This is a genomic window from Robertkochia aurantiaca (assembly GCF_020166495.1).
GTDB classification, from domain to species: domain Bacteria; phylum Bacteroidota; class Bacteroidia; order Flavobacteriales; family Flavobacteriaceae; genus Robertkochia; species Robertkochia aurantiaca.
In genome coordinates this window covers 16,703-38,597 of the sequence record NZ_JAINZS010000006.1, presented here as the reverse complement: position 1 = coordinate 38,597, position 21,895 = coordinate 16,703, and the positions used below count along the sequence as shown (strand labels likewise).

Below are 21,895 nucleotides of genomic sequence, written 5' to 3'. Positions count from 1 at the left end.
AACTATAACAACAAGTAAACAACAGGAACTATGAGAACAACATTAACTATGCGCAGTTTGTTAGTTTTTGTGCTGCTACTATCAGGGGTTACCCTGTTTGCACAAAACAAGAGAGACCTTGATAACTTCAGACATTACGACAAAAGAGGTATCAATGTATTCGAAGCACCCAAAGACACCGTACTGGACGATGAGCCGGTATATGTAAGAGTGGGTGGATCTTCAACCCTACAGTTTCAGGCACTGAGCCATGAAAACTCAGGTGCCGTTCCACTGATCGAGATCGGTGACAATTTCAACCTGGCTACTGCCAACCTTGATCTTGATGTGGTGCTTTACAAAGGACTGAGAATGCACTTAAGAACGTATTTGTCTTCTCGTCACCACCCAGAGCCTTACGTGAAAGGTGGGTACATCCAGATCGATGCGCTTGATTTCATCAGCGAAGGCTTCATGGAAAACTTTATGAAGTACACTACCGTGAAGATCGGTCATATGGAGAACAACTACGGGGATGCCCACTTCAGAAGAAGTGACAACTCTCAGACTATTTACAACCCGTTTGTTGGTAACCTGATCATGGATGCCTTTACCACAGAGGTAGGTGCTGAGCTGTACTACAGAAGAGCCGGATGGATCGGAATGATCGGTTTCACCAATGGTAAATTGAACCAGGACGTGGCCAACCCCGGAACCGGTGGTGCTTCATTCCTTGCCAAATTAGGATATGACAAAACATGGGATGATTTCAGATTCCGTTTAACAGGATCTATCTATAACACCGGAGCTGTTAGAAACTCATACCTCTACAGTGCTGACCGTGCAGGATCTCGTTACTACCTGGTACTGGAGCCGGAAGATGCCAGAGCCTCTTCAAACTTCCGTTCAGGTCGTTACAACCCAAGTATGAGAAATAACATCACGGCCATAATGATCAACCCGTTCGTGAAAGTCGGAGGTCTGGAGTTCTTTGGAACATTTGAAGTAACTAAAGGTAAAGCCGATGCTGAACTGGAAGAGCGTACTGCTAACCAGTATGCCGGTGAGCTGATCTACAGATTCGGACAAAATGAAGATTTCTATGTGGGAACCCGTTACAACCTGGTAGACGCAGAAGATGCTGACCCTGCGAACGGTGACATCGAGATCAACAGATTCCAGCTGTCTGCAGGATATTTCCTGACCAAGAATGTACTGGCTAAGATCGAATATGTAAACCAGAACTATGACGGTTTTGCTGATACCAGCATCTTTAACGAAGGAAGCTTTAACGGTATCATGCTTGAAGCAGCGATCAGCTTCTAATAATAACACCTTAATCTAACCTGCTACTGGCGGAAGACAGGTCTCAAAAGGTTTAAAAGTTCCTGTTGAGGCCTGTCTCTCTGCCTTTTTTAATTTATCTTATCGCAGCGATGAAAACAACGATAATCTTCATATTGAGCTCCTTTTTGTTGATGGTAATCAACCCGCCGGTCAAAGAATCGGCCGAGGTAATCATTACCTCTGAAAGCGATCTGAGCATTTTAGGGAAGACCAATGTGCATAGCTTCAGCTGCGATTACAATATTGATAACCTGAACAAACCGGTGAAGGTAACCTACCAGGTCAATGATAATATGCTGGTATTCGACCAGGCTATTCTTCAGCTGAACAATACCGGTTTTGATTGCGGCGGTAAAGGAATCAATAATGATTTCAATAAATTATTACGCACCGAAGAATATCCCTTTGTGCTTTTGGAGGTGGAAAATATTAAACCTTCACCTCACATTCCTACACAATACATCGCCATAGTAACCATCACCATAGCCGGAAAGAACAACACCTATCAGATCCCTCTGAAAGTGGTAAAGACCGAGATGATGAATGTTCAGGGGACTCTCAACCTCAAATTAAGAGACTTTGATCTTAAGGCTCCAAGCCGTGTTATGGGACTCATCACGGTAAAGGAACAGATCCAGATCAATTTTGATTTGTCACTCATGATGAAGTAATGAGCCCTGCCCTTTCTCAGTTTCGATAATTCAGGGCCGGCTCTCTGTCACCAATCAACGGGATATACTGAAAGTCAGCGCCACGTCGCTCCTTAAATTCCTCTTGTGCCTTTTCGATCAATTCCGGATTCTCAAAAAGAGACCGGGCGGTAAGAGCCAGTGTTTTGGCTGCCACCATCATTCCTTTCTTCCCTATATCGGTACCCCCGCAGGCGACGGCCTGCCAGCTGTGAGCCGGTGTGCCGGGAACCCATGTAGCGGCACCCATCCCTACAGTGGGAACAGCAAAGCTTACATCACCCACATCGGTAGATCCGTAGGCCCTGGCTGATGTATTGTAAGGTGCCACCCCTGTTACTGCCTGCATTTCGAGGTCACGCCCAAGGGTTGTTGCTATTTCTTTGGCGAACTGCTGCTCTTCGGTGTCATATTCAAATCCGCCCACTTCCTGCAAACGATCATACATGAGTTCCTGAAGCGTAAGGTTCGGCAACAATTCATGGGTACCTCCGATCATTTCATAGGTAACGCTTGTTCCAGTACCCATCGCTGCCCCTTCTGCAGCCTTCACCATACGGTCAAAAATGTCGATCACCACATCACGTTTCGGGTGTCTGGCATAATAGTATACCTCGGCAAAATCAGGTACCACATTCGGCGCATCACCACCGTCGGTGATCACGTAGTGTATGCGCGCATCAGAAGGCACGTGCTCACGCATCATATTGATCATCATATTCATCGCTTCCACCCCGTCCAGAGCTGAGCGACCGCGTTCGGGAGATCCTGCAGCATGGGCAGAAATTCCTTTAAAACGAAACTTAGCCGATTTATTGGCCAGGGCAGCACCCGGGTTGGCTTCATTGGCATCACCGGGATGCCAGTGCAGGGCTACGTCGAGATCATCAAAGAGCCCGGCTCGGGTCATATAGACTTTTCCCGAACCGCCTTCCTCGGCGGGGCATCCATAAAAGCGTATGGTTCCCTGCTCCCCTGAAGCTTGCAGGTAATTTTTGATGGCTATCGCAGCGGCAGCTGAGCCCGTCCCAAAAAGATGGTGTCCGCAGGCATGACCTGCAGCTGCACCCTTATCAGCCTCATAAGGAACGGCTTCCTGGGAAAGACCCGGAAGCGCATCATATTCACCAAGTATTCCTATCACAGGACCCTCACCATTGGTGTAACTCGCTACAAAGGCTGTTGGTATTCCTGCCACCCCTGATTGTATCTCGAACCCTTCAGACTTCAGGGTTTCCATAAGCAGGGCAGCACTCTTTTCCTCCTGGTAACCCATTTCAGCCCATTCCCATATCTGTTGAGCGATCTCTCCATATTTTTCAGTCCGATCATCGAGCTCTTCGATGATGGCTTTATCCTGAGTTTGCTGGGCACCGGCAGTGGCCGCCATTAAAAATGTGAGTAAAATGGTCTTTATCGGTTTCATAATTTGCGGTTTTGTCTTGTAAACTTACTAAAATCAGTCATATGGCACGCATAAAAAAAGCCGGGCTTAACCCGGCTTCTCAAAGAAATGGTATTCAAAAACTATTTATTCTCATTGTATAGTTCTGTCACCTTGTCCCAGTTGATCACATCGAAAAATGCATCGATGTATTCTGGGCGGCGGTTCTGATAGTTCAGGTAATAAGCGTGTTCCCAGACATCAATGCCGAGTATTGGAAATCCTCCGCATCCCACACCGGGCATTAAAGGATTGTCCTGGTTAGGCGTCGAGCAAATCTCCACTTTTCCGCCTTTGTGAACACACAGCCATGCCCAACCCGATCCAAACTGACCGGCAGCAGCACTTGAAAACTTATCTTTAAATCCTTCGTATGAGCCAAAGGCACTGTCGATCGCTTTCCCCAGCTCTCCTGAAGGAGATCCGCCTCCATCGGGAGACATGATCTCCCAGAACAAGCGGTGATTGTAAAATCCACCTCCGTTATTTCTTACAGCGGTATTTTTCATATCAAGGTTCTCCAGGATGTCTTCTATAGACTTCCCGGCCAGGTCGGTTCCTTCGATCGCATTGTTCAGCTTGGTGGTATACCCGTTGTGGTGCTTGGTATGGTGTATCTCCATAGTGCGGGCATCTATCTTTGGTTCTAATGCATCGTATGCATAAGGTAACTTCGGTAAATCAAAAGCCATATATATGTTTTTTTGGTTAATAATTTTTGTTGATCAAATTTACGAATTACGCTAAACATACATGATAATTCTTTGTTAAGAAGTCGATTCATTTCTTTATTTTGCGGGAAATCAAGGTGCATTGAACAACGAAAAATTTCTGATCTATAACGCCTCGGCCGGTTCGGGCAAAACATTCACCCTGGTAAGAAGGTATCTCGGTATTCTGCTGAGCTCACCGCATCCCGATACTTTTAAACGAATTCTGGCCATCACTTTCACCAATAAGGCGGTGAACGAAATGAAATCCCGCATACTTGAGAACCTGCACCAGTTTTCAAAGGAAGAGAATCTTGAAAACCCCTCAGACCTCTTTCGATACATCTGTGAAGACCTGGATATCGGCTCAGAGGAACTCTATCTGCGCTCCAAAAAAGTGCTTTCCCGCATCCTGCACAATTATGCTTTCTTTGATGTTTCAACCATAGACAAGTTCAATCATCGCCTGATAAGAACTTTTGCCCACGACCTGAAAATACCGATGAATTTTGAGGTATTTCTCGAAAGCAAGCTATTGCTGAGTGAAGCCACAGACCGTATAATTTACAAGGCAGGAAACGACGAATTGTTAAGTAAGACCCTTATTTCCTATGCCCTGGAACAGGCAGACGCCGATAAGAGCTGGGATATTTCTTATGGCCTGAACAGTATCGGCAGCTTACTGCTCAATGAAAACCACACGCCTTTTGTCAAAGCACTTGAATCTAAAAGCCTGGAAGACTTTCAGCAGATCACCCGTGAGATGAAAACGGGTATCAGCGACATAGGAACGGAAATCAGGGAAGAAGCTGAACGCACGCTGCAGCTCTTTGAAACAAATAATCTGGATCGCAGTTGCTTCAGCAGGGGTTATGCCTTTGATTTTTTCAGCAGGACCGCCCATGGTGATTTCCGCGACGACTTCAGTCTTCAATGGATGAATGATATTAGCGACAAACCCCTGTATGCGCAAAAACTGCTAAAGACCGAGCCGGAAAAAGCCGCCATTCTCGATCAGCTTCAACCACAGATCGCACAGCATTTTGAAAAGACAAAAGAGCTGCTTAAACAACATTATTTTCTTTCAAACGTATATCAGAACCTGATGCCTCTATCACTGCTGAATGAGATCAACAAGGAGTTGCAGGTGATAAAGGCCGAAAGAGACCAGTTGCTTATATCAGACTTCAACCAGACCATTTCAGAGGCGATAGCCGGTCAACCCGCACCCTTCATTTACGAACGCATGGGGGAGCGTTACCGGCATTACTTTATCGATGAGTTTCAGGACACTTCATTTATGCAATGGCAGAATATCCAACCCCTGGTGGCTCATGCCCTGGAATCTGAAGATCAGAATCGACAAAGGGGAAGCCTTATGCTCGTAGGCGACGCCAAGCAGGCCATCTACCGGTGGCGGGGTGGAGAAGCAGAACAGTTCATGGCACTCTACACAGATACCAATCCGTTTCAGGTCGGAAAAGAAGTGATCAATCTTCCCCGCAACTACCGCAGTTATGATACGATCGTTAATTTCAATAATGACTTTTTTGCTTTCAGTTCCACCTGCTTTCAGAAAGAACATTACCGGGATCTGTTCCTGAACTACAGCCGGCAGGAGCCAAACGACAAGCCCGGTGGAGCTGTCACTCTTAATTTTTTAGATGAAAAGGAAAGCGAAAGCAGGTATGAAGCTCATGGCACAGCCGTAAGGGATCGTATCAGGATACTGGTTGATCAGGGTTACGGTTATGGAGATATTGCCATCTTAACACGTACCAACAACGAAGGGTCTTTTATGGCTTCCTGTCTCAGTGAGGCCGGGATTCCGGTTATTTCATCAGACTCACTGCTACTTAAGAATGATCCGGGCATACAGTTCCTGATAAGCCTTATGGCATATCATGTAAATCCTGAAGATCTTCAGAGCGCCTGGGAAATCATCTGGTTTCTTACCGAAATCAACGATAATGAGGCTGAAAGAAGCCGGATCATGAACGAACATCTGCACGATTTGCCGGTTTATCTCGGGTCATTCCGGTTTGAAAGCAATCAATTTCTCTCCTTGCCGCTTTACGAGGCTGCTGAATACGCCATCGATCGCTTCGATCTCGGCGAATTGAGTTCAGGCTACCTGGAACATTTATTAAGCGAACTGCTTAAGTTCTCTCAGAAAGAGAATAACAGCATGATCAATTTCCTGGCATGGTGGGAGTTGCATAAAGACAAACTCAGCGTTCAAAACCCGGAAAGCGGAACCGCCGTGCGCATCATGACCATTCATAAATCGAAAGGCCTGGAGTTTCCCGTAGTGATGTATCCCTTTGCCGACTCGCCCATCTACCCCAATCGCGGAGAAAAATTATGGGTCAAAGCAGATGAGGAGGTTTTCGGACTCCCTAATGTATTGGTAAATAAAAACAAGTCTCTGAAAGAGGTGAATGAAACCCTGAATGAACTGGTCACCGATTTTGAAGCAGAACAGGAACTCGACCAGGTAAACCTGCTATATGTGGCATTCACCCGTACGGTTGAACAACTGTATGTCTGGAGTCCGCTTAAAAATTTTAAGAATGCCGGTTCTCCAAAAAATTATGCTGAGTTGCTCTACGCATACCTGGATCATAAGGGCTTATGGAACGGGGAACAAACCACATTCTCATTCGGCAACCCCGGGGAAAAGCGCTCTGCCGCCAAAACCGGAAGAGACGGTCATGAGTTTTCATCCAAACTCCGGCCCGGGAACCTGGCTTTTACAGACAAACTGGTCACCACCACCGGCTCATTGTGGGAGACACGGCAGGAAGAAGCACTGGAACGGGGAAATCTCTATCATGAATTGCTTTTCGGCCTGCAGTATGCATGGGATATCGATGAGGTGATCAACAATGGCCTGGCGGAAGGATTGCTGCCTCCGGAAGAAAAAGAGCAGACGAAGAAAGTCCTCACAGCTGTCACCACCCATCCGGAGCTCACCGAATACTTCTCAGACAGCTATGAGATTTACCGGGAGAAAGAAATCTTTACTAAAAACGGCGAATCACTAAGGCCTGACCGGTTCATGGTAAAAGAAAAAGGGATTGTGGTTCTGGATTATAAGACCGGTTCCCGTCAGCTCGAACACCAGGTACAGGTTGACCGTTATGCTTCGGTGCTTTCTGAGATGGGATATCGAATTAACGGCAAGATCCTGGTTTATCTCGGTGAAGAAATAGAGGTACTGCATCTCTGATCTATTCAGGATGCTTATTTTTGTAAAAAAGAAATTATGTACGGAAAAATACAAGAACATCTCCAAAAGGAGCTGGAGGAGATCAAAGAAGCCGGCTTATATAAAAGAGAACGAATCATTACCTCCCCCCAGGGAGCAGAGATCACGATCTCAACGGGAGAAACGGTCATCAATTTTTGTGCTAACAATTATCTGGGGCTTTCCAATCACCGGGAAGTAGTTAAAGCCGCCAAAGATACACTCGATTCGCATGGTTTCGGAATGTCATCTGTACGCTTTATTTGTGGTACCCAGGACATTCACAAGGAACTGGAAGAGAAGATCGCTTCTTTCTACGGAACGGAAGACACCATACTTTATGCTGCGGCCTTCGATGCCAACGGCGGAGTATTTGAACCCCTGCTTACCAAAGAAGACGCCATCATTTCAGATTCCCTGAATCACGCTTCGATCATCGATGGCGTACGACTGTGTAAGGCTATGCGGTACCGTTATCAGAATAACGACATGGCCGATCTGGAATCTCAGCTGAAAAAGGCCAATGACGACGGGGCCCGTTTTAAGGTCATCGTAACCGACGGGGTCTTTTCAATGGACGGACTGCTCGCACCGCTGGATAAAATATGCGACCTGGCAGAAAAATATGACGCCATGGTCATGATCGATGAATGCCATGCTACAGGATTTATAGGTGAAACCGGGAGAGGTACTCTTGAAAAGAAAGGCGTGATGGATCGCATCGATATTATCACCGGTACGCTCGGCAAAGCCCTGGGAGGCGCCATGGGGGGATATACCACCGGAAAAAAAGAAATCATCGAAATATTACGCCAACGTTCAAGACCTTATCTGTTCTCCAACTCACTGGCTCCGGCCATTGTGGGAGCCTCTATCAAGGTTTTCGACATGTTAACCGAAAACACGGAGCTCAGAGACACCCTTGAGGAGAATACCAAATACTTTAAAAAAGGACTGCTCGACGCAGGATTTGACATAATCGATGGCGATTCTGCTATTGTCCCTGTCATGCTTTACGACGCCAAATTATCACAAATTATGGCGGACAAACTGCTGGAAAAAGGTATCTATGTTATAGGATTTTTCTATCCGGTTGTACCTAAAGACAAAGCAAGAATACGAGTACAATTATCGGCTGCTCATACGAGGGAACATCTCGACAAAGCCCTTCAGGCCTTTACAGATGTAGGAAAAGAATTAAATGTTATCTGATCAGACGTAAGTACCGATTAATCAAAAAATTATATATTTGGTTTTGTTTATACGTTGTAACCACTTACATTTGTTAATAAATTAACACTTAAAATTAAATAAAAAGAACATGAAACATCTTAGCAAATTAATGGTTGCTATGCTCCTGTTTGTGGGGCTTAGCAGCATGAGTGCTCAGGACGCCAATAATCCATGGCAGATCAGTTTCGGAATAAATGCAATTGATGTTTATCCGACTAATTCAGATAAGCCTTACTCTGGAGCATGGTTCGATGAGTACTTCAACGTGAGCGATCACTGGAATATCCTTCCTTCTATCTCTGAGGTAACCCTTTCACGTTACGTGGGAGACGGATTCTCTGTTGGTGCTCGCGGTACCCTTAACAGAATCGACAAATTAGGTGACACCTCAGCTGATGATTTATCTCACTATGCTGTAGATGGTATTATTAAATACAACCTTTCTGAAGGTCACAGCTTCACTCCCTTCATCGAAGTGGGTGGTGGTTATACCTGGATCGACGATATCGGAGCTGGTACTCTTAACGGAGGACTTGGTTTCAACTATTGGTTCACTGACCATATCGGTCTGAACGTATCGTCTACCTATAAGCATGCCTTTGAAGATTATGGAGTGTCTCACTTCCAGCATGTAGCCGGTCTGGCTATCAAGTTCGGAGGAACTGACACCGATGGTGACGGTATTTATGACAAGGATGATGCATGTCCTGAAGTAGCAGGACTTGAAGAGTTTGACGGATGTCCTGATTCAGACGGTGATGGTATCATCGACTCTAAGGATGCTTGTCCGAACGAAGCCGGTTCAATGGATATGAACGGATGTCCAGATTCAGATGGAGACGGTATCGCTGATAAAGATGATGCTTGTCCTCAGACGGCAGGTCTTCCTGAACTGAATGGATGTCCTGATGCAGACGGAGACGGTATTGCTGACAACGAAGATGAGTGTCCTAACGAAGCTGGTCCTGCGGAGAACAATGGTTGTCCTTGGCCTGATTCAGATGGCGACGGAGTTCCAGACAAAGATGATCTTTGTCCGGATAAAGTAGGTACTGTTGCTAACAACGGATGTCCTGAAGTAACTGAGGAGGTTCAGAAAGCTCTTAATGAGTACGCTAAAACTATCCTTTTCGATACAGGTAAGTCTACCATCCAGGATCGTTCTGAGCAGGTACTTAACGATATCATCGATATTCTGAAGCAATATCCTAACTCAAGATTCCGTATCGAAGGTCACACTGACAGTACAGGAAGCGAATCGCTGAATCAGCGTTTGTCTGAAGAGCGTGCTGCAGCAGTTGAGAAATACCTGGAAGATGCTGGTATCGCTGCCGACAGACTGATCTCTGAAGGATTCGGAGAGTCTAAGCCTCTGGCTTCTAACGCTACCGCAGCCGGTAGACAGCAGAACAGAAGAGTTGAGATCAACCTGATCAAAGAGTAAATCACTCTATAAATCATAAATAAAACGCTCCGGTTTCCGGAGCGTTTTTTATTTTTAGGGGTAACGATCAATAAGCCTCTATGCAACCATTTCTGACAGAAGTAGCCCGTGAAATTCATGAAAATCACAAAGATGAACTTGGGTCACTCCTGCTTATAGTTCCGGGGAAACGATCTGGAACCTTTCTGAAGGAAGCTTTAAAAAAGCATATCACCCACGCCACCCTGGCCCCGGAAATCATCAGTATTGAAGAGTTTGTTGAGTCTCTCTCAGGCTTACGCTCTGCCACCTCCCTGGCCCTGTTGTTTGAATTCTATGCCGCTTATAAAGAGATAACCCCGGAAAAAGAACAGGATGACTTCAATGCCTTTATGGGATGGGCACAGGTTATGCTACAGGATTTTAACGAGATTGACCGATACCTTATTCCGCCGGAAAAGATTCTCAATCATTTATTCGATATCAAAGAGATCGACCAGTGGCACTGGACCGCCGACACCGAGAGAACGGAATTACAGAAGAACTATCTGAGTTTCTGGAAAAAACTGCACAGGTACTACGGCATTTTTAAAGAAGCACTGAAGGAAAAGGGCATTGGTTACCAGGGCCTGCTTTACCGGGAAGCTACCGAGAAACTTGAACACTTTCTCCATCACAACGCTGAAAAGATCGTCTACTTCATAGGCTTTAATGCTCTGAACAACGCAGAACAACACATCATTCAGGAGATACTGGAACACAACCGAGGCGATATTTACTGGGATGCCGACACCTATTTTCTTGAACACCCCGAGCATGACGCCGGCTTTTTTATGAGACGCTACTTTAAGAAATGGAGACTGTACCACAACCGCAAGCCACGTGTCATCGGAGATCACTTCAGCAAAAAGAAAAATATTTCCATTACCGGAGCATCCGACAGCATAACCATGGCGCGCTATGCAGGGCGGCTTCTGCAAACTCCTGAGACCGGACTAAACTGGGAAAATACAGCCATCGTAATGGGTAATGAAGAAATGCTGATCCCTCTGCTTACGGCCATTCCCGAACAGATTCCGGCTATAAACATAACAGGAGGAATGCCACTTAAACTAAGTCCGGTAACCTCGTTCTTTGACACACTATTCGATCTCTGGACCCGTGGAAAAGACGGCAGATGGTATTATAAAGATGTATTAAATGTGCTGAATCATCCGTTTTTCAAAACAATAAATTCTCACGACACCCATTGGAAAGGGATCATCAAAACCATACACAAACAAAATCTCATATACATAGACGATCGGTTTCTCTTAAAAGATATAACAGATGAAGCAGACATGTCATGGAGTTCGCCCATTTTTTCAGGCGTGGAAACCGCCGGATCAAACGAACTTACAGACAGAATCCTGCTGCTAATTCAACTGGCTAAAGACCAACTGGAAAAGAAACAGGATGACAACCTGCTGCTCAGAGAATACCTCTATCGTTTCCATCAATTGTTCAATCAACTCAAATATTACGATGAGACCTACCAGGCCTTTGCCAACCTTGAGATCCTTAGAAAACTGTTTAAGGAAGTGATGAGCAGGGAAACAATTGATTTTAAAGGGGAGCCTTTGCAGGGGCTCCAGGTTATGGGAATGCTTGAGAGTCGTAATCTGGACTTCCAAAACATCATTGTGACCTCTGTTAATGAAGGTATACTTCCGGCCGGGAAAAGTCAGAACAGCTTTCTGCCTTTTGATATAAAAAGAGCGTATGGGCTACCCACCTATAAGGAAAAAGATGCCATCTACACCTACCATTTCTACCGTTTACTGCAGCGGGCAGAGAATATTCACCTGCTCTACAGTACAGAGACCGACAGCCTTGAGGGTGGTGAGCCGAGCCGATTTATCAAACAATTACTGATGGAAACCGCTCCTGAGCATGTTATTGAGCACAAACTGGTATCTGCCAGGGTAAATGTGGAAGCTGCCGGACTGAAGGAAATGGAAAAAGATCCTGTATTAACCAACCAATTGCACGAACTGGCTTCCAGAGGACTATCACCCTCCTCCCTGACTGCATATATCAGAAATCCCATAGATTTCTATAAACAATACGTGCTTGGCATTCAGGATGAAGATACCGTCGAAGAATCGATCGCAGCCAACACTTTCGGAACCATTATTCATGACAGCTTGGAAGAGCTGTACAAACCATATACCGGAAAAACCCTGACCAGTCAATCACTCAGCGAGATGAAAAACCGACAGGCAGAAGTAGTTGCAGAACAATACAGAAAAGCCTTTCCTGCCACGAAAAACCTGGAGGGCAAAAACCTTCTCAGTTTTCATGTAGCCGGACGATATATAGAGAATTTCATAAATTGGGAGCAATCGAGACTTGATAAAGGCCATACGATCGTCATATTACAGGTAGAAACCTCCCTCGAAATGGAACTCTCAGTGCCCGGTCTGGACAGACCGGCAAGAATTAAAGGAAAGGTTGACAGGGTGGAATCGTGTGACGGACAGGTGCAGGTCATCGACTATAAGACCGGAAACGTTACCCGGGCTGACCTCACTATTAAAAACTGGGAACTGTTGTCTCAGGAATATAAATACAGTAAGGCTTTTCAGGTTTTGTGTTACAGCCTTATGCTGGCAGAGAACTTTCCCGAATACCGGGATTTCACCGCAGGCATTATCTCATTTAAAAACCTGAATTCCGGACTGCTTTCATTTAAATTGTCGGATACAAATCTCCGTTTGAATGAAAAACCGGAACAGATCAACAAAGAGGTTCTGGACCATTTTAAAGCCACCCTTAGCAACCTCATATCTGAAATTGTTGACAGCAAAACCGCATTAACAGAAAAAGAAATTTAAACATGGATATTCAGCGAAACATCATTATCGACGGTCCCCACATTAAACCCATCCTGGCAGACAGCTATCTGAAAGACAAAAACCATTCGGTAGTAGTGTTTTGTCACGGCTATAAAGGCTTTAAAGACTGGGGGTGCTGGGATCTTGCAGCCAGGAGATTTGCTGATGAGGGTCATCACTTCATCAAATTCAACTTTTCACACAACGGAGGTACGGTTGAACAACCTCTTGAATGCCCGGACCCGGAGGCGTTCGGACGGAATAATTTCAGTATAGAACTCGATGACCTGGAAAGGGTGACCGACTGGATCTTTTCAGACGATTTTGAAAGCAGGTACCGGTATCTTCCAGAATCCCTCACCGTGATCGGTCACTCAAGGGGAGGAGGCATTGCTGTTATACAGGCTGAAGAAAACCAAAAGATCGATAAGGTGGTGTCATGGGCCGGAGTGAGCGATTTCAAATCGAGATTCGCTAATGAAGAAGCCCTGTCACAATGGAAGCAGCACGGGGTGATCTATATCGAGAACAGCCGTACCAAACAAAAGCTGCCTCACTATATTCAATTCTATGAAGATTTCGTACAGAACGAATCCAGACTGACTATCAGCAGGGCGGTTAAAAACCTGGAAAAACCCTATTTGATCGTTCATGGAGACCAGGATCCGACGGTGGACGTGTCGGAAGCCAGAAACCTCAACAACTGGAATGAGAAAGCTGAACTCACCGTGATCGAAGGTGCAGATCATGTTTTTGGCGGAGCCCACCCATGGCAAAAAGAAAGGCTTCCATCCGCCCTGGAAAAAGCGGTGAAAGCCACCTTGGAATTCATCGACAAATGATGATTGCTATCCTTACTTCTTGTCAGGGCGGGTTGGTCTGACCTCTATTTTGCTCGGAAGTGTTCGTGGATGCATCTTCATCAGGTCAACCACCAATTGCCCGATATCTTCCGGTTGAATTTTCCAGGCATCACTCTCATCAGGCTCATTGTCATTAAACTGGGAAGCGACTGAACCCGGCATAATAGTCGTTACTTTGATATCATAAGGCCTCAGATCAAGCATGACCGCCTGGGTAAAGCCGACCACTCCAAATTTGGAGGCATTATAACCTGCTCCCTTAGCAAAGAAATTCGTCCCTGCCAGACTGGCCAGGGTCATATAATATCCTTTGCTTTTCTTAAGGGAATCTACCGAGGCTTTCAAGGTATGATAGACCCCGTTCAGATTGGTATTGATCATATCATGCCAAGCCATATCATCTAATTCGTCAACAGCTGCAAAGACGCCCAGACCGGCATTTGCAAGAACCAGGTCCAGCTGCCCCCATTTATTGAGAATCTGGGTTACCGCCTGCCTTTCGTTTTTGAGTTCGGTTACGTCGGAGCCAATTCCGAGTACTCTTTCGGGATCATCGCTCAGTTCTGCTGCTGCTTTTTCAGCATCTTCATGCCGGCGGCCACTGATGGCGACCCGCATTCCATGTTCCAATAATACTTTTGCAACACCATGGCCGATACCTTTGGTACCACCGGTGATGTAAGCTACTTTATCTTTAAGTTCCATATTGATCGTTTAGTTTATCCTTAAAGATAAAACCATCGGGAAGCAACATGAAAACAGCAGCGTTATTCTTTTCTTAAAATCCGGGTTTTACCTCGACCTTTTTTGCATGGGTGTTAACTGTGATACCAAGGTATTCAGATCTATGTGTACGCATGCCAAACAACCCTTCCCTTAGTATAAATTTGTATTTTCGGGAATCGATATACCTAAAAACAGCAGATGAGTAACGACCCGGAAATTGAAAAACTGAGACAGGATATGCAAAGCGAATTACAGGCATTGGAGCACAGGTACCTGATGAGTCCGCGAGAAAGGAAGATCAAACTCATTACCTGGGGAATCAGGCAGGCATTTCTGGTCGCCCTTTATGTTTGGTTCTGGGAAGTGACCTGGTGGCGCTACACCCTGTTTTTGACCATTCCGCTGGCTATATTTCACCTGGCCCAGATCCTTTGGGCCGAACGCATCTTCAAAAAAAGAGTGGAGCGCACGAAGGAAAGAATCGAGGCATTGAATGTATCATTGGAAGATTCAGAAATTTCGTAATAGATAAGTGTCTTATAAACCGATATCTTCTGGCGCCCCGACTTCCCGATGAATGCGGGATTTCATTTCGGCCCAGACCGATTCTTCAATCAGGGCTTCAGTGTGGGTTTGTTGCGGCTCATCAAATTCAAGAATGTAGGCTGCCCGACTTTTAAGTTCAGGATGAGTGCTAAGCCATACCAGTGCCTCAGAACCAAGACCATTATAATTAGCCAGCAAGTAAAGAAAATCGGCCAGGGGTTCTGCACTGATCCCGGAACGATTCAGAATTTGCACTCCCAAACGATCTGCTTCCTGCTCCATTTCACGGTTAAAAGCCCTGGAAGACAATAAGCGGCCTGATTGCTTGAGAACATCTGAACCGGCTCCTCCAGAGATCATGCTGATCAACATATTGAGTCCGAACTCTCGCACCAATTTTTTCATGGCGTGGTTGGCCTGTATGTGTGCTATCTCGTGAGCCATTACTCCGGCCAGCTCCTCAGGTCTTTCCGTCTCGTGGATCAAACCACTGTTTATCACGATATGGCCATCGGGTAGTGCATACGCATTTATCTCGCTGTTGTTAAAGATATGCAGGTTGATATCTTCCCGGTCGAAAATATTCTTCTTCTCCAGTTTTTTCAGCAGAGTGTCCAGGGTTGAAATAACGATCGAGTCGTTAATTCGCTCATAGTTGTTTTCAAGATCTTTTAGCAGGATCTCGGCCAGGGCAGATTCGGTTTCATCCTTTTGCTTGTCAACACGCAGAATTTCTGTCCATTCTACCTGTGCCATGATCAACCATGAACCAAAAAAAATTAAAAGCGATATAGTGCCCTGAAATAGTACTTTTCTCATCATTCTACTGCTTTACCAGGATTTGTGTCAAAGGGCCGTAGAACCACCATTCTACGTGTTCTCCCTTTCGCGTTTTTACGGCTGTGTAAATGGTAGCCATAAATTCAAAAAGGTTAAAAATAAAGACGGTGGTCATATAAGCTATATAATAATCTGAAATCTCTCTCTGTGCGAAGAAAACGGAAAGTGTCCACCAGAATGCTATACTATTGCATAACAGCAGCGAGAACTGTGACAGTAATGCCTGGGTACAATGCCACCTCACGAAATACGTGCCTTTTCTATTTCCCATGTAAAAGATAAATGTGGCTAACAAATTGATGATCGGCAGTGGGAGACCGGCTATTACCGCAATCAATGACATCAGGTAGCTATTAGAGGCCTTTTCTCTTTCGTGCTCTCCGGGATTGTAATCAAAGGTTTTCAAATGTATCATAAGTCTTTCGAAATATTCCAACCCCAGGTGAGGAAGATTATTAATCCGAAGGCAAACGCATAATAAGGCCTTCTCATGTGATTCATAAACAACAGGTAAAACTCATAGAGAGAATTCCGTTTCATAATTAGGTCTTTTATGAGCCATAAAGGAAGGAGGAGTAATAGCAGCAACATTGGAAACCCTATCGGATTCCAATGCATTGCCTCTGATATCTCTGCTCTGAAAAAGGCTAATAGTGACCGGGTTAGCCCACAGGAAGGACACGGAACACCCCAAACGAGTCGGGTCGGACAAACGATAAGATCATCCTGGCTGGAATGCAATACCCATTTGTTCAGGAACAACCACCCATACCCTCCTGAAAGCAAAACAGTTACGACCCGATAAAATCGAACCGGCTTATTCACTACGCAGATATTGATTGCTGCAGTTTTTCCATATTTCGTTCACGGGTAGCACCCATGATCATGAACCAATCAATTATCGCCCAGATTCCAAGACCACCACAGGTAAGAAGCTTCCCGATGCCCAGTCCGGTATCACCGATCAAAAAACGGTCAATACCCAGTTGGCCGGCGAAAAGTGAAACGATCAGTGCAGTAGTGGGATCTTTAAATTGCAATGTTTGCACCACTGGCCAACTTGACTCGTCCATCTCGAGCAAACGGTCTCTTATAGCTCCGACCTGATGACTTTCAAAATACTTGTTGTTTGACATGATAAACATATCGACTTTCTGAGCATCCATGTTCTTCTTAATTGATTTATTGGTTGATAAAATTTAATAGAACGCCGAATTTATATCTAAGATTTAATTTATAAAAGATTTTTATACAGTTTTTTCTTTCAAAATTTCAACTTTACAACAAGTATTATTATACCGTGAGATGTCCTGAGCACAACCCAAAAAAGAAATACCCCATTGAATCACAGTGAGATGGGGTGATATTTTTTGTATTTTTATATATGCGACGACCTACCTTTTTACAGTTCCTAACGGTAGTAGCGATAATGGCCTACCTCTTTTGGGAGTTCTATGCAGACAGGGAACTGCAGGATTACCCCGGTGACAATCCGGTGGCATATGCAGACCGCATTTTCTTTCTTCCGGTCCTGTTTCTGCTGGTGTTGCTCTCGCTCTTACAGATTTTCAGAAGAAAAAAATGATAAGAATGCCGTCTAAATTATTCTGAGGTACCTGAAGTAATTTTCGAACCCCATACCTTAGAGATCATCTGGTAGAAATGGCGTTCCTGAAAATCATAGTCTTTCTCTGTATCAACACGATGCACCAGTACAAGATTGGACTCGGGATATACACCGAGCATATGAATGCCCACTCCGGTATGAAAGAATGATTTGCTTTTTCGATCCTCGTTAGGAACCAGCACATTCCACAGCATACCATATCCAATGCCATAAGACGGATTGATCATGGAATAGGCCTTGGTTGAAACTTCGATCCAGGACTCAGGGATCAATTGTTCACCCTGCCATTTACCCTTATTGAGCCACAGTTGTCCGTACAGGGCGAGATCCCGGGCCGACAATCTGAAATGGTAAGCGGGAAAAACAGACTTCTCAGACTCATATTGATAAAATCCATCGACATCGGGGATCCTCATATCATCCTCCGGATCGTATATTTTGATATGCTCATTGGCATAGTCCATTCCCAATGGCTTGGCGATATGCTCATAAAAGAGATCATACAGGCTTTTTCCTGTTCGTGATTCGAGTATATGGCCCAGAGTATTGAAGTCCCAGTTATTGTAGTAATAATATGTTCCCGGCTCATGGCTGCCTTTTTCAGGCATGTTTCGGAGCATAGCCGCATTCACTGCAGCTGCTGACCGATAGACCCCTGAACGGGATTTCAACAGATCGGCTACCGTGGCAGAGAGCTCTTTCTCTGTAAGACCCTGTTCCAGGCTGTCAATCTTCAAGTCTTTCAGGGTCGCTGTGGTATCGATTACTCCCTTATCTACATATATGCCATAGAGGGAATTGATTAAAGCCTTTCTTATAGAATGCACAAGAAGCTTCTCATCGGTCGCACCCCATTCATAGACCACCTTTCCGTCTACCAGGATCATCAGGGCCGATGAACCTGCTTCATTCAGAAACAAGCTGAGGGAATCCAGTTTTTCCCGGGAGAATCCCTTGGTTTGGGGTTCCACTGACTCTAACGGAAAAGCAGATTGAGCATAAAATGGGGAGGTATAAAAAGAAAGTGAAAAGATGAAAAAGCTAAGAAAAAAGGCTCTGTGCATAAAGGTGGTTTACAAGTAGGACGAAGCAAATACCGATTTGTTACAAGAAGATCAGACAGAGAATAAACAGTAATTTTCGTACTTTTCAGTCTGAATGGAATCAATCGATTTTGGTATCACTATCCTGCTGTTTGTGCTTGGGGCGCTGGCATTTATCGTTTCCACCATTTCAGGTGGAGGCGGAGCCCTGATCATGGTACCGGTACTTAACTGGCTTATCGGAGTAAGCAAGACAGCTCCTGTCTTAAACCTGGGTACTTTTCTGGGGCGGCCGGCACGACTCATTATTTTCTGGAAACATATCGACTGGAAGGTTTGTTTGTGGTATGCACCTGCTGCTATAGCAGGAGCATGGATCGGCGGCTGGCTTTTTGAAAGTATCAGGGCAGAATGGTTGCAGATCTTTGTAGGGCTGTTCCTGATCAGTACGGTGTTTCAGTACCGCTTTGGTAAAAAGGAACGCTCATTTGAAATGAAACTCTGGTATTTTATTCCCCTGGGCCTTTTGGTATCTGTGCTCGGAACCATTGTCGGGGCGCTGGGTCCGGTATTAAATCCGTTCTACCTCAACCTTGGGCTTGATAAGGAAGATATGATCGCGACGAAAACCGCCAATTCGTTTCTGATGGGGCTGTCACAGCTGGGCTCCTATGCATTTTTCGGACTGTTGCACGGGGAGCTCTGGGCATACGGTCTTGCATTGGGACTGGGTGCTACGGCAGGTAATATCATCGGCAAAAAAATGCTTTCACAAATGAGCAGCAAAACATTCAGAAGGCTCGTAATCGCGCTGATGGTGATCAGCGGAATACTTCTGATCTGGAAACAACTCTGATAACTTCGTTCTCCCTTTTTTACGGCAGAATCAGCTTATTATTCTCTTTACCACCGACACTTTTATCAGAAACATCAAACATCCTCTATTCAGGAAACCGGTTTTGTAGCCCTTGGGCGAATAAGAGTGTTAAACTTTTAGTAAATAATCTATTTTGTTTAACTATTTATGTAATTTTATTAAACAAAATAATAAATTCATCATTATGAAACCATTACGACTTTTTAAATCACGCTCCCCAATATCTTCCCTGTTTTTGGCTTTATTACTAGTAACCGGCTTTGCTTCATGTACCACAGAACAGGACGATATGGAGCTCGACTTCAACCAGGATGCATCTATCATGGAGGTACTCTACGCAGCTTCTGATTCAGATAAGTCAAGTGCAGAAAAGCCTGCCAACGCTCCCGGAGATCAGACCATAGCCGAGTTGGCGAACACATCTATTTTAGTTGCCGCTTTGGAACAGGTCGGACTGGCAGAGGTATTTGCAAATGAAGATGTTCAGTTAACCGTCTTCGCTCCTACCGACCAGGCATTTTTGGATCTTTTGGGATCTGACCTGGCTAAAGAACAGGGATGGAATGGATTGGCAGACATCCCCGACGATGTATTGACCACCGTTTTACTGTATCATGTGACGGAAGGTCGCAGAGCATCAAACAGCGTAGTACCAAATGGAAAGAAAAACAAGAAAATTCAAACCTTACTCGAGGGTTCCAGCTTTATGGTAACAGGCGCTCCTGTTATCGAAGCAGACCTGAATACATCGACTTTTTCAGCTGTCGATATTTCCGCTTCGAACGGAATAATTCATTCCATTAATGCAGTTATTCTTCCTGAAGCCGTTTTAGCCCTGTTAGATCAGGAATAGTATTAGTTTAAATTTGTATAGTTAACAGGAGCCATTCCTTACCGGGTTGGCTCCTGTTTTTTATCTGAAATTATTAGCTGTTCCACTTTCATTCGAAATACCGAATAGTAATGAATTATCAATAGCAAAGAAACCCCTGTTAATATTTCTGAAACCGCAAGACCCGGTTAGTTAAAGGCATCCATTGGATCTTCTAAGGTTTTTGATTTCGATGGTATCCTCCAGGCGAGACCTACATTTATGAGATAATCTGCAAAAGCTGCATCACCATTACGCGGTATTCCCGTCTGCATTTCTGTTTCCTTATCGGTCACACTCTGTGGTCTTTCCCGTCTGAGAGCTACTGGCACATTCAGATTAAAGGTAAAGTTATTCTTCATAAACGAGAACCCCGGATCTATCGACAAAACATTTCCCGGCCTTCTGAACCCCTCACTGCCGCCTATCAGATCTTCCACCGGAACTCCTTCGAACCGTAATCCCAGGGAGCCTGCAACCGAAGTTGAGATGCTATAGCTCAAACCTGCCCTTATAGCGAACTGGTCTGGCACCGACATAACCGATTCATTCTCAAGAATGGGGCTAAGAGTTTCCCTGAACGTTCGTATTCCGTTCATCTCTCTGGGGTTAAATAGATAAAATCCGCCACCGTAACCATACAGTCTTTCAGTTAATCGGGTGTAAAACTGCAGGTCGAGTGTAAAACCCCATCCTCCGTCTCCCGGCTGAATAGATTGATCAACGGGTCTGACCTGAGGTTCACCGCTCGGACCAACATTGTAGAAAATGTCTGTTGCATTGAAATTTCCTGTCGGAATTTTTATTCCTGCACCGATCGCCACATTATTATGAGCATGTTCAACCGGATCAAGCAGCCAAAAGCCAACTCCTGCCCTTATATCTGCTATTCCGCGGGAAAAAGTCATATTTCGCTCCTCCCTGCCATGCTCATAAAGAGATGATCGCGTATTGATAACCATGGGTATTACCAGGTTGGCATACCATCTGTTGCTGATACCATAGGTAATGAACATGTCCCACGAATGCGAGTGGTTGATCACCTCGGTTTCATTGGCAACCCTGTCAGGTTCTTCCTCTGTACCTCTGAAGTGGCGGAACGATTTAAAATACCGGTAGTTGGTGCCCAAAATCAGATCTCCCGGTCCAATCATGTTAGATTCCAGATTATTCCCCGCACAAGTTGAAAAATGCCTGATCGCAACACATCCCTGGGCATTTAAAGTTGTGGAATGGATTAAAAAAAGAAAGACACATAAGACTCCGCCCTGAAAAAAATATCTGCTCATACTCAAAAAATCAGGTTGATGAGCACGAAACTATGACAAGCAGGGTGCGAAAAAGATTAATAAAAGAGAAACAGAATTAAAGACAAGTTAAAGCGCTTAACAAGATGTTAAGCTCTATTAATGAAAAGAATATATCCGGAGATATCTAATGGGCTCTGAACTCAAAGCAGGATATAACATTACAGGCTGAACTGTGATGTAACCACCATCAGGAATTTAGCAAACGAAAATATGCTGATCAAAAATAACCTCCCGGATTAAA

20 protein-coding genes are annotated in these 21,895 nt (G+C 44.9%); 11 read left to right on the top strand and 9 right to left on the bottom strand.

Translation table 11 applies throughout. The features are described from left to right. Nucleotides 1–30 precede the first annotated feature (30 nt). Both K7R10_RS11445 and K7R10_RS11440 read left to right on the top strand, forming a co-directional pair. Nucleotides 31–1,305, top strand: coding sequence for a hypothetical protein (locus tag K7R10_RS11445; protein WP_224484854.1), 1,275 nt, complete (start codon nucleotides 31–33; stop codon nucleotides 1,303–1,305). 110 nt (nucleotides 1,306–1,415) lie between these two features. After that, nucleotides 1,416–1,997 carry a YceI family protein gene (locus K7R10_RS11440; protein ID WP_224484853.1) on the top strand — a complete coding sequence of 194 codons (582 nt, stop codon included), beginning with the start codon at nucleotides 1,416–1,418 and terminating at the stop codon, nucleotides 1,995–1,997. Between the two features lie 16 nt (nucleotides 1,998–2,013). Here K7R10_RS11440 and K7R10_RS11435 read toward each other — a convergent pair whose 3' ends face one another. After that, on the bottom strand, nucleotides 2,014–3,441 hold the full coding sequence (locus K7R10_RS11435) for an amidohydrolase (protein WP_224484852.1): 1,428 nt from the start codon (nucleotides 3,439–3,441) through the stop codon (nucleotides 2,014–2,016). A gap of 101 nt (nucleotides 3,442–3,542) precedes the next feature. Next, nucleotides 3,543–4,151: a superoxide dismutase gene (locus K7R10_RS11430; RefSeq protein ID WP_224484851.1), complete on the bottom strand. Its 609-nt coding sequence runs from the start codon at nucleotides 4,149–4,151 to the stop codon at nucleotides 3,543–3,545. 121 nt (nucleotides 4,152–4,272) lie between these two features. Here K7R10_RS11430 and K7R10_RS11425 point away from each other — a divergent pair, with 121 nt between their 5' ends. The 5 genes from K7R10_RS11425 (at nucleotide 4,273) to K7R10_RS11405 (ending at nucleotide 13,793) form a co-directional block, all read left to right on the top strand. Continuing rightward, nucleotides 4,273–7,401 (top strand): UvrD-helicase domain-containing protein, encoded by a 3,129-nt coding sequence (locus tag K7R10_RS11425; RefSeq protein ID WP_224484850.1) that lies wholly within the window; start codon nucleotides 4,273–4,275, stop codon nucleotides 7,399–7,401. Nucleotides 7,402–7,437: 36 nt separating this feature from the next. Continuing rightward, nucleotides 7,438–8,631, top strand: coding sequence for a glycine C-acetyltransferase (gene kbl, locus K7R10_RS11420; protein ID WP_224484849.1), 1,194 nt, complete (start codon nucleotides 7,438–7,440; stop codon nucleotides 8,629–8,631). 109 nt (nucleotides 8,632–8,740) lie between these two features. Beyond that, entirely contained in the window at nucleotides 8,741–10,096 is a 1,356-nt protein-coding gene (locus tag K7R10_RS11415) for an OmpA family protein (protein ID WP_224484848.1), read from the top strand. Nucleotides 10,097–10,176: 80 nt separating this feature from the next. Beyond that, nucleotides 10,177–12,951 carry a PD-(D/E)XK nuclease family protein gene (locus K7R10_RS11410; protein WP_224484847.1) on the top strand — a complete coding sequence of 925 codons (2,775 nt, stop codon included), beginning with the start codon at nucleotides 10,177–10,179 and terminating at the stop codon, nucleotides 12,949–12,951. 2 nt (nucleotides 12,952–12,953) lie between these two features. Then, nucleotides 12,954–13,793, top strand: a complete 840-nt coding sequence (locus K7R10_RS11405) for an alpha/beta hydrolase family protein (RefSeq protein WP_224484846.1) — start codon at nucleotides 12,954–12,956, stop codon at nucleotides 13,791–13,793. Nucleotides 13,794–13,805: 12 nt separating this feature from the next. On the opposite strand, the gene K7R10_RS11400 is transcribed toward K7R10_RS11405, so the two are convergent. After that, nucleotides 13,806–14,519, bottom strand: a complete 714-nt coding sequence (locus K7R10_RS11400) for an SDR family oxidoreductase (protein WP_224484845.1) — start codon at nucleotides 14,517–14,519, stop codon at nucleotides 13,806–13,808. Between the two features lie 219 nt (nucleotides 14,520–14,738). Here K7R10_RS11400 and K7R10_RS11395 point away from each other — a divergent pair, with 219 nt between their 5' ends. After that, a complete protein-coding gene (locus K7R10_RS11395; RefSeq protein ID WP_224484844.1) occupies nucleotides 14,739–15,065 on the top strand; it encodes a hypothetical protein in 327 nt (108 codons plus the stop codon). A gap of 12 nt (nucleotides 15,066–15,077) precedes the next feature. Here K7R10_RS11395 and K7R10_RS11390 read toward each other — a convergent pair whose 3' ends face one another. Genes K7R10_RS11390 through K7R10_RS11375 form a run of 4 tightly spaced genes read right to left on the bottom strand, consistent with a single transcriptional unit; the run spans nucleotide 15,078 to nucleotide 17,092 of the window. Continuing rightward, nucleotides 15,078–15,908: a M48 family metallopeptidase gene (locus K7R10_RS11390; protein WP_224484843.1), complete on the bottom strand. Its 831-nt coding sequence runs from the start codon at nucleotides 15,906–15,908 to the stop codon at nucleotides 15,078–15,080. Nucleotide 15,909: 1 nt separating this feature from the next. Next, nucleotides 15,910–16,341, bottom strand: coding sequence for a magnetosome magnetite crystal formation protein family (locus tag K7R10_RS11385; RefSeq protein ID WP_224484842.1), 432 nt, complete (start codon nucleotides 16,339–16,341; stop codon nucleotides 15,910–15,912). Next, nucleotides 16,338–16,751, bottom strand: coding sequence for a DUF2752 domain-containing protein (locus K7R10_RS15355; protein ID WP_224484841.1), 414 nt, complete (start codon nucleotides 16,749–16,751; stop codon nucleotides 16,338–16,340). The genes K7R10_RS11385 and K7R10_RS15355 overlap by 4 nt, the downstream gene beginning before the upstream one ends. Continuing rightward, nucleotides 16,751–17,092: a TM2 domain-containing protein gene (locus K7R10_RS11375; protein ID WP_224484840.1), complete on the bottom strand. Its 342-nt coding sequence runs from the start codon at nucleotides 17,090–17,092 to the stop codon at nucleotides 16,751–16,753. The genes K7R10_RS15355 and K7R10_RS11375 overlap by 1 nt, the downstream gene beginning before the upstream one ends. A 218-nt stretch (nucleotides 17,093–17,310) precedes the next feature. Between K7R10_RS11375 and K7R10_RS11370 the strand changes: the two genes are divergently transcribed. Next, nucleotides 17,311–17,511 (top strand): hypothetical protein, encoded by a 201-nt coding sequence (locus K7R10_RS11370; protein ID WP_224484839.1) that lies wholly within the window; start codon nucleotides 17,311–17,313, stop codon nucleotides 17,509–17,511. A gap of 17 nt (nucleotides 17,512–17,528) precedes the next feature. Here the strand turns inward: K7R10_RS11370 and K7R10_RS11365 are convergent, their stop codons facing one another. Further along, nucleotides 17,529–18,617, bottom strand: a complete 1,089-nt coding sequence (locus tag K7R10_RS11365) for a serine hydrolase domain-containing protein (RefSeq protein WP_224484838.1) — start codon at nucleotides 18,615–18,617, stop codon at nucleotides 17,529–17,531. Nucleotides 18,618–18,711: 94 nt separating this feature from the next. Here K7R10_RS11365 and K7R10_RS11360 point away from each other — a divergent pair, with 94 nt between their 5' ends. Together K7R10_RS11360 and K7R10_RS11355 are read left to right on the top strand one after the other, a co-directional pair. Further along, nucleotides 18,712–19,452 (top strand): sulfite exporter TauE/SafE family protein, encoded by a 741-nt coding sequence (locus K7R10_RS11360; protein WP_224484837.1) that lies wholly within the window; start codon nucleotides 18,712–18,714, stop codon nucleotides 19,450–19,452. Between the two features lie 205 nt (nucleotides 19,453–19,657). After that, nucleotides 19,658–20,326, top strand: coding sequence for a fasciclin domain-containing protein (locus K7R10_RS11355; protein ID WP_224484836.1), 669 nt, complete (start codon nucleotides 19,658–19,660; stop codon nucleotides 20,324–20,326). A 167-nt stretch (nucleotides 20,327–20,493) separates the two neighbouring features. On the opposite strand, the gene K7R10_RS11350 is transcribed toward K7R10_RS11355, so the two are convergent. Then, on the bottom strand, nucleotides 20,494–21,498 hold the full coding sequence (locus tag K7R10_RS11350) for a hypothetical protein (RefSeq protein ID WP_224484835.1): 1,005 nt from the start codon (nucleotides 21,496–21,498) through the stop codon (nucleotides 20,494–20,496). Nucleotides 21,499–21,895 lie beyond the last annotated feature (397 nt).